The organism is Stenotrophomonas indicatrix (assembly GCF_002750975.1).
Lineage (GTDB): Bacteria > Pseudomonadota > Gammaproteobacteria > Xanthomonadales > Xanthomonadaceae > Stenotrophomonas > Stenotrophomonas indicatrix.
On sequence record NZ_PEJS01000001.1, the window covers coordinates 71404 to 84262 of the forward strand.

At 58.2% G+C, this 12859-nt stretch carries 13 protein-coding genes; 8 read left to right on the forward strand and 5 right to left on the reverse strand.

Annotated features, from left to right (window positions below):
* Nucleotides 1-45: 45 nt before the first annotated feature.
* From CR918_RS00330 to CR918_RS00335, 3 genes are all read left to right on the forward strand, one after another.
* Nucleotides 46-954, forward strand: a complete 909-nt coding sequence (locus tag CR918_RS00330; RefSeq protein ID WP_165780881.1) for a HamA C-terminal domain-containing protein — start codon at nt 46-48, stop codon at nt 952-954.
* Nucleotides 947-3055, forward strand: a complete 2109-nt coding sequence (locus CR918_RS21010; protein WP_133119651.1) for a DEAD/DEAH box helicase — start codon at nt 947-949, stop codon at nt 3053-3055. The genes CR918_RS00330 and CR918_RS21010 overlap by 8 nt, the downstream gene beginning before the upstream one ends.
* A gap of 386 nt (nt 3056-3441) precedes the next feature.
* On the forward strand, nt 3442-4329 hold the full coding sequence (locus CR918_RS00335) for an HNH endonuclease (RefSeq protein WP_165780882.1): 888 nt from the start codon (nt 3442-3444) through the stop codon (nt 4327-4329).
* A gap of 135 nt (nt 4330-4464) precedes the next feature.
* On the opposite strand, the gene CR918_RS00340 is transcribed toward CR918_RS00335, so the two are convergent.
* The 3 genes from CR918_RS00340 to CR918_RS21360 form a co-directional block, all read right to left on the reverse strand.
* Nucleotides 4465-4833, reverse strand: a complete 369-nt coding sequence (locus CR918_RS00340; protein ID WP_099841798.1) for a hypothetical protein — start codon at nt 4831-4833, stop codon at nt 4465-4467.
* Between the two features lie 477 nt (nt 4834-5310).
* Nucleotides 5311-5532, reverse strand: coding sequence for a hypothetical protein (locus tag CR918_RS00345; RefSeq protein ID WP_207759512.1), 222 nt, complete (start codon nt 5530-5532; stop codon nt 5311-5313).
* 56 nt (nt 5533-5588) lie between these two features.
* Nucleotides 5589-6020: an energy transducer TonB gene (locus tag CR918_RS21360; protein ID WP_415847012.1), complete on the reverse strand. Its 432-nt coding sequence runs from the start codon at nt 6018-6020 to the stop codon at nt 5589-5591.
* Nucleotides 6021-6247: 227 nt separating this feature from the next.
* On the opposite strand from CR918_RS21360, the gene CR918_RS00355 reads away from it, so the two are divergent.
* Together CR918_RS00355 and CR918_RS00360 are read left to right on the forward strand one after the other, a co-directional pair.
* Nucleotides 6248-6847 carry a hypothetical protein gene (locus CR918_RS00355; protein WP_099841801.1) on the forward strand — a complete coding sequence of 200 codons (600 nt, stop codon included), beginning with the start codon at nt 6248-6250 and terminating at the stop codon, nt 6845-6847.
* Nucleotides 6848-6851: 4 nt separating this feature from the next.
* Complete coding sequence (locus CR918_RS00360) at nt 6852-7823, forward strand: lytic enzyme (RefSeq protein WP_243378932.1); 972 nt, start codon at nt 6852-6854, stop codon at nt 7821-7823.
* Nucleotides 7824-7859: 36 nt separating this feature from the next.
* Here CR918_RS00360 and CR918_RS00365 read toward each other — a convergent pair whose 3' ends face one another.
* Together CR918_RS00365 and CR918_RS00370 are read right to left on the reverse strand one after the other, a co-directional pair.
* Nucleotides 7860-9281: an XVIPCD domain-containing protein gene (locus tag CR918_RS00365; protein ID WP_099841802.1), complete on the reverse strand. Its 1422-nt coding sequence runs from the start codon at nt 9279-9281 to the stop codon at nt 7860-7862.
* The gene (locus CR918_RS00370) at nt 9278-9775 is read right to left on the reverse strand and encodes a hypothetical protein (protein WP_099841803.1); all 498 of its coding nucleotides are present in this window, start codon (nt 9773-9775) and stop codon (nt 9278-9280) included. Before CR918_RS00370 ends, CR918_RS00365 begins: the two co-directional genes overlap by 4 nt.
* Nucleotides 9776-10201: 426 nt before the next feature.
* Here CR918_RS00370 and CR918_RS00375 point away from each other — a divergent pair, with 426 nt between their 5' ends.
* From CR918_RS00375 to CR918_RS00385, 3 genes are read left to right on the forward strand one after another with little or no spacing between them, the layout of a single operon-like run.
* The gene (locus CR918_RS00375) at nt 10202-11128 is read left to right on the forward strand and encodes an XVIPCD domain-containing protein (protein WP_099782603.1); all 927 of its coding nucleotides are present in this window, start codon (nt 10202-10204) and stop codon (nt 11126-11128) included.
* A complete protein-coding gene (locus CR918_RS00380; RefSeq protein ID WP_099841804.1) occupies nt 11128-11754 on the forward strand; it encodes a hypothetical protein in 627 nt (208 codons plus the stop codon). The genes CR918_RS00375 and CR918_RS00380 overlap by 1 nt, the downstream gene beginning before the upstream one ends.
* A 3-nt stretch (nt 11755-11757) precedes the next feature.
* The gene (locus CR918_RS00385; protein ID WP_059065804.1) at nt 11758-12765 is read left to right on the forward strand and encodes an XVIPCD domain-containing protein; all 1008 of its coding nucleotides are present in this window, start codon (nt 11758-11760) and stop codon (nt 12763-12765) included.
* Nucleotides 12766-12859 lie beyond the last annotated feature (94 nt).

A 12859-nucleotide genomic window follows, 5' to 3' on the forward strand; every position in this document is an offset into this window, starting at 1 on the left:
TTGTGACTCGGAAGGAAGCAGAGCTTAGCCAACCTGGAGTGGTTCGTGTTCAAGACTGTTTTGAAAGAATCGGTGAACATAGCTGGATCGGGCGGAGATCGACATTTCGTACTGAGCATCGCGAATGACTTTGAAGACTCAAAGTGGCGAGTGGCAAAATTCCATGAATTCGTGTGGAACAATATCGCTCAAACAGCTCTATCAGAGTCTGAGCGAAATGCGTTAATAGACAGCCCGCAAACCCTTATCAATAGAGCTGCTAGCAACCTTAGGCTCACCGACAGCGCGGAGGATATTGGATCAGGCAGCGAGCTTGCTGAGGCCATGTTATATGGGGTCATGAGAGCGTACTATGACGGTCTCCCCGTAGTTCCAAAGATATTCTATAAACAGAATGCCCAAGATAACGCGAAGGGTGCTGACAGCGTTCACGTGACCGTGGATGGCGACGAGTTTCACCTCTGGTTTGGTGAGTCTAAATTCTACTCAAACATCGAAGATGCTCGTATTGCCTCTATTGTGAAATCGGTGGGGGAGTCGCTAAGGGCAGATAAGCTTAAGAAAGAGAATGCAATAATCTGCAACGTGAGCGATCTCTCGGCCTGTGTAAAAAATGAGGTCGTTCTAGATAAGATAAAAAAAATGCTCTCCCAGGACGTCTCCCTGGATGAGCTCAAGCCTCACTTGTGCATCCCCATACTTCTGCTTCACGAATGTGCGCTTACGTCGAGCGCCTCGATTTGGACCGATGAGTACGAGAAGTCCCTGATTGACCACCACCGAGAGCGAGCGGTGACCTACTTTAGTCGGCAGCTCAGCCAGCTTTCGTCCACTGTATCTCAGTATGGTGACATCACGTTTCACGTGATTCTGTTCCCAGTCCCTGACAAGAAGAAGGTTGTAGAGAAGTTCCTCGCAACCGCGAAGTTCCACAAGGAGTGTGGTAATGACTGATTTTGAGGTGCTTTCTAGAATCAACGATATGATCGAGCTTGGATGTGAGCAGGAGGCCCGAGCTTCATTGATTGAGCATCTCCATGGACGGTCACAATCAGAGGAGGCCTATACGCCCCTTCTGAATCATCTGTTACGTAGGGTCGGCCTCTATCCTTATCTTCAGCTTGATACAGCGATGTGGCAGGATCGCATCGTCGCAGACGTTTTTCGAGCAGACGTTGGACTACCAGAGTTTGCAACTCTCCATCGCGACCAATCGTCCTTGCTTTCTAAGCTGTTGAAGGGGCAGAGCGTCGCAGTAAGCGCACCAACTAGCTTTGGCAAGAGCTTCGTTATTGATGCTTTCATTTCGATAACTCGGCCAAAGTCAGTCCTCATCATCGTGCCTACGCTCGCGTTGATGGACGAGGTGAGGCGTCGACTTCATAGAAAATTTGGTGGCAGCTACTCAGTTGTGACGACGACTGAGGGGAATATCCCAGAGGGGTCGAAAATATTCGTATTTCCCCAAGAGCGAGCCATTACCTATGCGAACAGAATTGAAAGTCTCGACTTGTTCATTGTGGATGAGTTCTACAAGGCAAGTGCTGCGTTCGATAAGGATAGGTCACCAACGCTAGTTCGTGCAATGATCAAGTTTTCGTCGATCGCCAAGCAGAGATATTTCCTGGCGCCCAACATATCATCGTTGAAGGAAAATCCTTTTACCAGGGGCATGGAGTTTGTTAAGACGGACTTTAATACCGTTGTTCTAAAGACCTACGACCTTTCGGACTCGACTTCTGGTGATGTAGAGAAGAAGTCGGCTGCAGTGCGCAGAATTTGCCAGCCAGGCTCAAAAACTTTGCTTTATGCAGGATCTCATTCTCAGGTCAAGGTTGCATCGGATGCTGTCAAAATGTCGTGGCCATTGTCTAGTTCTGATCTCCTGCGCGACATAGGCAGATGGCTGGGAGATAACTATTCTGCAACCTGGGCTCTATCAACTCTTATTCAACATCGGATTGGGTTGCATAATGGCCAGATCCACCGGGCGATTGCTCAGATGCAGCTGCGGCTGTTTGAAATGGAACAGCATGGTCTGGATTTGATTGTATCTACGTCCTCGATTATTGAGGGCGTGAATACGTCAGCGCAACGTGTCGTGGTTTGGAGTAACAAGAATGGCAATCCGCGGCTTTCGAACTTCGACTACCGAAATTTAATTGGTCGTGGAGGAAGGATGTTCAGATACTTCGTTGGTGAAGTATATTTGCTGGAGAAAGCTCCTGCTGATTCTGAAACGCAGCTCACTCTAGAGTTGCCTGAATCGTTGCTTGGTGTTGCTGAAATTGACTCAGTGTCGGATTCGTTGAGCGAAGCGCAGCGGGACAAGGCCGAGGCTTTTGATAGAGATGTTTCGGCTATTCTTAACGTGACGTCTGTAGCTGCGCTGCAACGAGAAGGCAAGTTGCAATCGAGTGACGCAAATGTCATCTGGAAACTGGTGAATTCGATTTCAAATGAGCCGAGCAATTGGAGGGCTTTAGCGAATCTGAATTCCTCGAATCGTGAGTCATGGGAATGGGTGCTCTTCAATGCAATCAACCTGAGCCCGGCCGGATGGGATGCTCCATACACCAAAGTTGTTGCATTCATCAAAGTCGTCGCAGACTCATGGACGTCTACAATTCCGGCAATGCTACGAAAACTTTCTAATCATTCGGTTACGGTTGAGGAGTTCTTTAAGCTTGAGAGGACGGTTTCCTATAAAATGGCAGCGCTCCTCGGGGACATCAATACAATTCATGCCAGGGTTAGTCCAAATCGCGGATTCGATGTGTCGCCATTCATTTACAGGCTTTCCCACGCTTTTCTTCCGGCAACGGTTTATCAACTCGAAGAGTATGGCCTGCCAAGAATGCTTAGTCGCAGGATTCATTTGTCAGCGATTGTAGATTTTGAGAGGGCGGACTTGTCTCTTTCTGATGCGCTCGAGGCGCTGGAGACCCGTCGGTCGGAAGTCTATAAGCTGTTCGGCTCCCCCGCAGAGCACTTCATGCTGGACCATTTCTATGCCGGCGTGACAGTGGATCAGGTCACTCGCCAAAGTACCTAGTTCTTGTTTCAGCGGCACAGTCAGTGCTAGTGGTTAGGTTCCTTGCAGGTTTGACCGGTATCGCGCATTCAGTTCATATCCCTAGTTCGTTTCAAGCTATAGGCGTGCATTTCGGTAGAAGAAAATACTTTGACAGGGGCGCATGGAAGTCTACGTGGTGCTCGACCGCTACAGATTTTTGCGCGTGGCCACTGATCAAGAGGAAGGGAGTTCTCTAAGTAATTCATCGAGGCACCGTGTAGAAGGGATGGCGCGTCCCTGACTGCCCCCCCCCCATCCAGCAGGTGCGTGCTGATTGCGACATCGAAAGGTACTATCCCGTCTCGGAGGCCAATAGGCCTCATCAATTAGATGAGACAGGGGAAGCAGGGATGGCGTACTGGTGGGTGAACCAGAAGCAGACGTTTGATCGGGCGGTTAAGGCTGGCTACTTGTGGTCGCCGAAGACCAATGTGGAAGGGAAGATAAATCCCTTCTATGAGCACATGACCCAGGTGCGTCCGGGTGATGTGGTCTTTGCGTTTGCCAACACTCGAATCAAGGCTGTCGCGATCGTCAATGGCGCTCACTATGCGAAAGCTCGCCCTGATGACTTCAAAAAGACGGACAACGAATGGCGCAGGGACGGCTGGGCAGTTCCGGTGGACTATCACCTGGTGGAAGCACCGCTAAAGGTGAGCGAGCACATGGCGAAGATTGGGCCGAGTCTTCCGAGGAAGTACTCGCCGCTAAAGCCGGATGGCAAGGCCAACCAGGCCTACCTGTTCCCGGTGCCCCAGGAGATGGCTGCCCAGCTACTGTCGCTGCTCAACGTTGACGTTGATGACCTAGTCGCTTGGCAAGACGAGGTACGAGTCAAGGAGATCAAGGAAGACAGCAATATTGGCGAAACGGTGAAGGCCCAGCTGATCAATGCCAGAGTGGGGCAGGGCATCTACCGAAAGAGCGTGAGCGACATCGAAAAGGTCTGCCGCGTTACCGGCACGAGCGAGCCAAAATTTCTTATCGCTAGCCACATCAAGCCCTGGGCGAAGAGCACCAACTCTGAGCGCCTTGACGGAAGCAATGGGCTGATGTTGGCGCCCCATATCGATCGGCTATTCGACCGCGGATACATCTCGTTTGAAGATGACGGCCGCCTAATTCTGAGCAAGCAGTTGCCGGAGGCGGTACGGTTGCAGTGGGAGGTGGATCAGAAGACTTCGCCCGTTCCGTTCTCGGCTGCCCAGGTCCAGTACCTGAATTACCATCGGGCCGTACTGCTGCGTAAGTAGGAAATAATCACCGGAGGTAGGCATCTCCGAATCGGGGATGCCTGGTGGAACCCGCAAGGGTGACTTCCAACCGACGTCAGCCGATAGCACGTGGATGACCAGCAGTCACGCGACAGATGGCCAGGTCCAACTGGGCTATTCCCGCACCTGCAACCGCTCAGCAACCTGCGCAGTCAACGCCACACAAGCCATCTTCAACCCTTCCATCACCCGGTCCCCCAGGTACTCTTCGGGCGCGCCGTTCTGCCGCGTCCGCTCCGCAGCCAGCATCAGCTCCGCCACCACGCGCAGACCGGCTAGCGCACAGTCCGCATCCGCCAGTTGAAGGCACCGCCCAGGCAGTTGATGACGCTCCGGCCAAGGCTGGCCATCTGAGGCCGCCCCCGTCCCGATACGTCGCAGCGTTGCGACAAAGGCGTTGGGATCGATGGGCGGCTCGCGCTCCGGCTCGGCGTTGGCGGGATCGTACTGCGCGTGCAGGGAACGGAATTCCGATGCGTTCATGGCAATGCTCCGTACAGGACAGACAGCAGCGCCACCAATAAGGGTGGCGGACGATGCGTGGCTCGAAAACCGGTCTGTAGCGAAGCCGGTGGGTCCGAAGACCCCCACGCACCGCCCGCCATGGAACGCGAACGGATTGCCAGCCGGCGCCACACAAAGGTGACGCCGGCTGGCAAGCGTAAACACATCGCTACAGAACGGGTTTTCGACACCCGCGCCACCCTTTTTCGGTGGCATGCCAAGGTGTACCCGCACAGATGCCAAATGCCAAGAAGTCGCAGGCTACTGAGGCTGCAAATGCTGACGCTTACGGCATTGTCGCATAGCACGGAAGCGGCACATCTCCTGCGGCGCAGGGCTTTCGAGCGATGTTAAGCCGCCACGCTTATGAGCATCACGCTGCACGGTTTCGGTGTGGTGCTGTCCCAATTGCGACAGCTCGCTATCGGGGCTGCGATGCAAAGAGTGGCGAATACGTCACCGCTCGATCTGAGGCGCCAATCCCGGCCGTGGCCACAGCGCATCGTCGCGCTCCAGGTCGTAGTCGCTGCCGAACGCCAGCGCCGCTTCGCGCGGCGGCAGGTCTGCGTAGCAGCCCAGCAGGTACTCATTCATGCCGGCATCGCGATGGTCGATGGCGAACAGGTGGAGGAGCTCTTTGTCGAATGCTTCCAGCCATTCGGCGTCGATCTTGGTCATGGTCATCCTCCCGAGGGCAGCAGAGGATGAACTTGGCGCATCTCATGGGGTGGCAATCAACGATCGCGCATCTCAAATACCACTCGGACCCGCACACGTACCGCCACGGCTGACCCTTCGTACTCGGTAGGCGCGAAGCGCCACTGTCGGAGTGCATCCAGCGCCGCGCGATCAAGATCCCGCACACGCGTTGACGTCGCAACCATCACGTTGCGAACTTCCCCTTCCGCACCGACGTCCACTACCAGGATCATCTCCGCCGTTTCCAGCAGAGGCGCCGCATCTGCCGGAGCGCGCGGGGCAGGAGAGTTGAGCACACCCGGCGGAATGAGGGCTGGAAGCTCGGGGTTGTCATTCGGCTCGATGAAAAGCGCGGTGGAGACGTGCGGCAGTCCCAACGACGTGGGTGCAGCGGAGGACTCGTGTGGCGACGAAGCGCAACCGGCCAAAGCAAGGGCGAGTGCTGCCATGACGACGCGAACGGCCATGATCGTGGATAGATGAGGGCTGGGCATCCGCCAAGCATAGTACCTGCACCATTGCGTGCTTCCTTCGTTCGGAACTGACCCGTGCAATGTTCAACGGCAGGACTCCCCATCTCGCGCCGGGGTTATGTGAAGCCAGTTCAGGTCCTGCAGGCCGGTGCGGTGTATAAACTGCCGACAAGTGAGTGCCCGAATGTGAGGAACGGATGCGACACCTACTGAGACCATGGATGGTACTGCTGCCCCTGCTTATGGGCGGCTGTGGCACCCAGGCACCCCAGATGTATGGCGATGGTTTCCCCGTCGCCAAGCCGATGGACCTTGTCCACGCAGGTGCAACGGTAGAGGCGCGTTTTGAACTGCCGCCGCCTTGGGAGAAGGATCCCAAACCTCGCACCTTCCTCATCGGCTTCCGTACCGGTGGGCCTGCCAAGCGCCCGGACATGAAACCGGGAGATGTCGACTTTCTTGAAGACGCCCGGATTCCCTTGAAGGTGCAGCTGTGGAAGCTGGATGGCGGCACCGAAACGCCCATCGCGCTACATGCATTGAATCGCGATCTGCCTGGCGTCTGGCAGGGCAGCCGATATCAACCGGCCAAGGGCGATGTATTCGAATACAGGAATGCCGTCGGCGCGGATTCGAACAGTCTGGTCAATGCAGGAAAGTACGACATGTCACTGGCCTACAGGGAGTACGAGGTGGCCCGTGCCGATTCTGGAAATCTGACAGCCGGGAAGTACCGGCTGAAAGTGACCAACCTTCAGGGCAACCCAGAAGTTGCACATCTCAACATCGAGCTTCTCGTCGCCAACTACAACGTGAAATAAGACTATGGACAGTCAATCGAACAGCGCCGCACCCCAAGACGTCAAGAAAGGACCTTACACCGTCACGGTCTACCTCGCTGCGCCGGGCACACCTGTCGCAGGCAAGGATGGCACGACCCACTCATCTTCAGCAGGCCATGCCTACTTCATGGTTGCCGATGGAGACAAGAAAGACGGGTATGGGTTCTCACCGATAAAAACGGGGATCACCGGGCCTGGGCACGTGGTCAAGGGCGAATTCGAGACCTACCAGAACCCTCGGTTTTCCTACACGCTCGAGATCACCAAGGATCAGTACGACAAATTGAAGGCGTACGGCGAGGCTGGCGTCAATCGCGATCAGGATCGTTTCAATCTCTACTACAACGGTTTGTCGAATAGCTGCGTCGATTACGTATGGACAGGCCTTGGCCAGGCCGGTCTGCGACCTAAGCTCGAAAAGCCCGATCCCGGCTTCGAAGGGACGATGAAGGTGCTTCCGAACATCGATGCGCTGAAAAGCATTCCCAAGCCGTTCCCCGACAGCAAGCTCAATTCCACACACGAGAATCCGCTTCCCAAGAAGCAGAGCACGTTGCAGAAGCTCTTGACCGAAGTGGAGGGCGAACTACCGCCGCGCGAGCGATTGGCTGCACTGTCGCCGGAGTCGCAGCAACTGTTTGATCGCATGCGATCGGACTTGCCTGAGAAGGTGAGCGATGCGCAGGTGATGTCAGCGATGGTTGCTGCGCGGGAGAACGGCATTCACCAGCCGCAACAACTGCGCGATGTGGTGCTGCAGGAAGAGAAAATCTTCGTGATGGGCACGACGCCTGGCTTCAGGGCCATGGTGGATCTGAACCAGTCTCAACAAAGCCTTGAGGAGGGGTTGGCCCGTAGTCAGCAGATCGACACGCGAGTGTCCGAGCAGGCCCGGCAAGAAACGCAGCAGCGTGAGGCGGCGGCGCAGACGGCTGGCGGCATGCAGATGGGCTAGTGCCGGCACACAGAGGCATTCAGAGACAAGCGCGGGCTACATCGACGGCGCCGAAGCCCGCTGCTGCTCCTGCGCACGCTGCATCTCTGTCGCCTGCTCATGCGCCTGGCGCTGACCAATCGCCTCAACCTGGTTCAAGCTCTCCTGCACGGGCCGCTGCGCGGCTTCCGCCGTCGCTATATGCGTGCGCAGTGCCGCCGGATCGGACATCTCACCCTGCACGACAAAGATGTTCTGCGCTGCCGGCGAGTTCGCCGTCTGTCTGCTCAACACCACATGATCGGCCCGGGTGATGCCTGCACCCTTGGCGCTTGCCAGCAGACTGGCGGACATGCGCTCGCTGGTCTCGTCAAAGGCGCGGCCGTTTGCTTTGTCCAGAGCCTCTACCTTGCCGCGGATCTGTTCCAGCAGAGCTTGATCGGCAGGATTGAGCGTGTGGGCCGGCGACGACTGCGTACCTGCAACGCCCTGCGCCGGTGGGGGCGTGGTAAGTGCACTACCCGTGTTCTTCAGTTCAACCCAGCCCAGCCCGTCCTTTCCAAAGTCGCCAATCGGAAGGACTTTGGCGCCGCCAAGGTTGAGGCCATTGCGCTCAAGCTGTTGGGGGTTCAAGCCCAGCTCGTGAAGATCGATGCGGATGGAAGGTGGTTGGCGGCCCTCTGCCAGGAAGGCGTGACTCGCCCCGATCACAGATAGCGGGTAGGTGCCGTAGTAGTTCCGATAGTCCGAATCGCCATGCCTTCCCAGCGTGCCGCTGCCATCGTAGAAGCACTGCTCGACGGCCTTCGTCAGTTGCACACCATCCTTGTTGGGGCGATGGGCGAGTGCTTCATACGAGATCCCTTCTGCAAGCCTCCCGTCGTCGGCGGCGCAGCGTGATCCAGAGCGATCCGCAAGCAGTGCCTCAAGCGCAGCCTCATCCAACGTCGGGTTCAAGTTTCTCAGACGACTGTCCAGCGCGCGCAGGCCGGAAACCTCTGCCAGCGCCTCGTCCTGGCGGCCCTTGTCGAGATACTTCTTCACTGGATCGGTCAGGTTGACGGTGCCTGATCGAGAGGCGTGGGCAGCATCAAGCTCTGTAGCGTAGGAGCCCTTGAATTCCTCGAGTGCTGCTCCGCGTTCCTTTGCGAGGATGCCATGCATGGCCTCGTGCCCGAGTACTTCGGTCAGACGTTCTTCAAGTTCGACACCTAACGAATTCTTGAAATTCGACGCGCTGATGAAGATGGTCGGAGGACTTCCCGGGCTTGCGTCTTGGAAGTGACCTCCGTTGTGGTGGCCATAGGACACGGAGATCCGGCCGACCTGACCATCCTTGGCCGCGTTTGCCAAAAGATGGTTGAGATAGGGCGAATCGGCGATGGTGCGGCGAATTGCTTCCTCTGCGCCTTCTGGCAGCCGCTTGTCAGCTTTCAAATCGCTCAGCAGCGGTTCGATACTTGCTTCGATTCCTTTCACATGTCACCTCCTGAAAACCTGATCTCATACACACACGTTCGGAGTCCGGCACTGTCATTGATGCGGTATGTCAGAAGGCTGGTACTCATGCCTTTCTTGCCCGCGCCGATAGGACGCCAAAAATGCCTGATTCCGCCTCTCTTGAACGGCGATTCCCCAAGGCCCCTGTAGCCCAATCGTTTCAAGGCCTGCTCCGCGCTATCCGCATCCCAATAGCAAACGTCGCCAGGAGCTTCGGTTACTGAAGGTTTCCCAAGCTGGTAGAAGGCGACGGAATGCCGGGGGTAGTCACGCGGAGATTCAACAGAGAAGTATGAGGCTGCGTAATTGAAGCCTTCTGTTATCACCAGGTCTTTGGCGACGCTCCTGATGCTGACCTTCTCGTCCGGCACCAGGGATACACCGATTGCTGCGCCGAACTTCTCAGGGCTGATGTCAGCTCGCGACTTGAGCGAATCGGCGTAGGCGAGGAGTCTCCTCTGAAGCTCCGACATTGAGATATCGGCGGGGCGGCTCGCCGAAGCAGAGGGACGGGTCTCGCCAGCAGGCGTGTCTGATACGGGCGCGCATGCCGAGGATAGAGTGATCAATGCCAATGGCCCGACGGCTACCCCGGCTCGGGCCAGATACGACATTAAACGCAGTCGGAGCGACCGATCCAGTGAGATAGGGGCCGGGCGCAATCGAGCCGAAGCGCCAGAGGTTGGGGTACCCATCAGCAAATCCATTGCAGCGTTCCAGCCACTATACGGCGGCATCCCAACCCACTCCACCTGCGAGCTTCCGGGGCGCTGGTACTGCACGCTGGTTCACACATTCAGCAAGCCACCGCCACCCCGGCCCGGGCTGTCCACCTGCCCGCGAACCCACCTATGCGATCATCCGGCCAGGACCGCAGTACCCAACAAGGCTGAGCAGGCATGGAGCAAGCAACACGCTACACGGTAACCCTCTTTCTGGCCGCGCCCGGCACCCCGCTGAACAGCGGCGGCAGCTCGCCGCGCGGCCACATGTATTTCCGGACCGCCGCCGGCGAGGAAGCACACAGCTACGGCTTCGCACCGCCGCGCCTGCCGACCGATGAGGCCGCTGCCGGTGTGCAGTACGCCGAGGTCGTACACGACGACGCCGACGAGCACCGCGACCCGTACTACAGCCGCACCCTTGAGATCAGCGAGGAGCACTACGGCTGCCTGCGCGATTTCGCCGAGGAGCCGGCCGAGTTCGGCTTCGATGTCGATCGCCCGGCCACCATCAACCGCTGCAGCGATTTCGTCTGGGCCGCGCTGCACTATGCTGGCCTGCATTCGCAGCCAGCACCGCTGGACGGCGGCAGCAACCTGGGCGAGTTTGCGGTGCTGTTCAACCTGCCGGAAATCCAGTGCATTGCGGCGCCATTCCCGGCCAGCGAGCTGAATGGCGAACAGCACCACCCGATGCCCGAACGCGAGGCCGAGCTGCACCGCGAAGGCGGTCGCCCGAGCGACGAGCCGCCGCCCAGCCCGATGGAAGTGGCCGGCACGCTGCTGGACCCCTCGCACCCGGATCACCGGCTGTTCGCGCAGCTGATCCAGAAGGTGGCCGAGCTGGACGCCGCACACGGGCGCACCTTCGACGACACCAGCCAGCGCATCAGCGCCAGCCTGCTGGTGTTGGCCAAGCAGAACAACCTCTCCCGCGTGGACCACGTGCTGCTCAGCCGGCCTACCAAGAGCAGCCACGAGGCCGAGAGCATCTTCATCGTGCAGGGCGACCGCGATGATCCGGGGCATCGCCGCGCGAGCATCGCTACCGAGGTGGCGGCACAGACCGATGTGGCGGATTCGCTGCGGTTGAAGGAGCAGTGATGCCGGCGGTGCGTGCGGTTGTTGCGTCGGTGGTACTCGCCTTGCTGGTGGGCTGCGGCAGTACTTCGTCACCTGAAGCCCCGAAGCTGTTGACCCGGGCGGAGGCTGATGCACGGACCGTGGTGCCGTTCACGCGAGACGTGCGGTTGGACAAGGCGAGGCGTATCGTGGACGTGACCTTTGACTTGCCGCCTGCAGTACCTCCCGCGATTCCAAGTCTGAAGATCGGGTTCCGCCTGCAAGCACAGGAGGTCAAGCCGCTGCTTGCCGAGGCCGAGCGGATAAGGGACGTCGGTGTCCCCGCGCGCGTTCGTCTGGAGCGCCTGGACGGCGACCACCCTACATCGGTGCGACTGATGACCACGGCCCCGGGAGGCCGCAGCATGGAGCCTCTTCCGCCTGACGGCCACGTCGGCAAGTTGGTTCAGGGGAAAGTTGAAAGCGGGATGCTGATTGAGGCTGGACTGTACTCGCAGGATGTTTCCTACCACATGCTGCAACTGGCCGATGCGGGCCTGCTGGATGCCGGCAGATACCATTTGACCGTGGACCTGCTGGAGGATCGACCCCAGCTCAATGACATATCGGCCGAGCTTATTGTCGGCTTCCAACTACTGGGAAAATGAGAGATGCAGAAGGACACTGCAGAGCGTTTCACCGTCACGATCCATGTGGCTGCTCCGGGAACGCCTCGCTGGGGCGAAAGGGATTCCGTGCCAGTACGGCTCGAGAACTCGTCCGTGGGGCACATGTTCCTCACGATCGATGATGGCAGCGGACGCGATCCAAAAAGTTACGGATATACGCGCGCGCCCACGCCAACCAACCCGGACGCAGGTGAAGTTGATACCTACGACAATCTGGTCTATAGAAATCCGCGCTACGAGCGCACGATCGAAATCAGCAGGGAACAGTACGACAAGATCATGGAGTTCGCTGAAGCCCCGGAAAAGCACGGCTTCGACAAGAACAACTACAACCTGGTCACCAATGCCTGCACCGACTTCGCCTGGGGTGCGTTGAACCACGCTGGTCTGCGCCCGGTAGGACTGGCCGGTGAGATCAGGAACTACGAAGGCTCGATCAAGGTGTTGGACAACATACCCGCGATCAACGCTATCCCACAGCAGGTCAAGGACAGCGAGCTGGACAAGGTGAAGTGGAATGACATGCCGACGCAGACCTTCGGTCAGTGGTGGATTTCGCAGAATGGCGAGCGGACGCAGGATGCCCATCCCTTGAGCGGAACCCCCGCCGATCCATCCCACGCCGATCACACTCGCCTCAATCAGCTTCACCAGCAGGTGGCCGACCTCGGAGCCTTCGGCGCCCAGAACGGCAACGTCAGCGCCAGCCTCCTGGCACTCTCCAAGGAGCAGCAGTTCACGCGCGTAGACGATGTGCTGCTCGGCGAGCGCCGTGGCGATGCCGCCCCCAACCTCTTCATCGTGCAGGGCGACCGCAGCGACCCGGCGCATCAGCGCGCCAGTCTGCCGGCAGACGTCGCCGCGCAGACGCCGGTGGCCGCCTCGTTCGAGCGCATCGAGCAACTGGCGCAGGCACAGCCGCAGCGCGATGCCCAGCGTCAACAGGAAGAGCAGCAGCTGGCCCAGGCGCACGCCCCGCGCATGGTCTAGGCGCCCAACACCGAACAGCGCGTCCGCCATGCATCCGCAGGCGGACGCCACGGCCCCTACCTGCTACCATTCCCGCGCTACCCAGCCAGCCCAC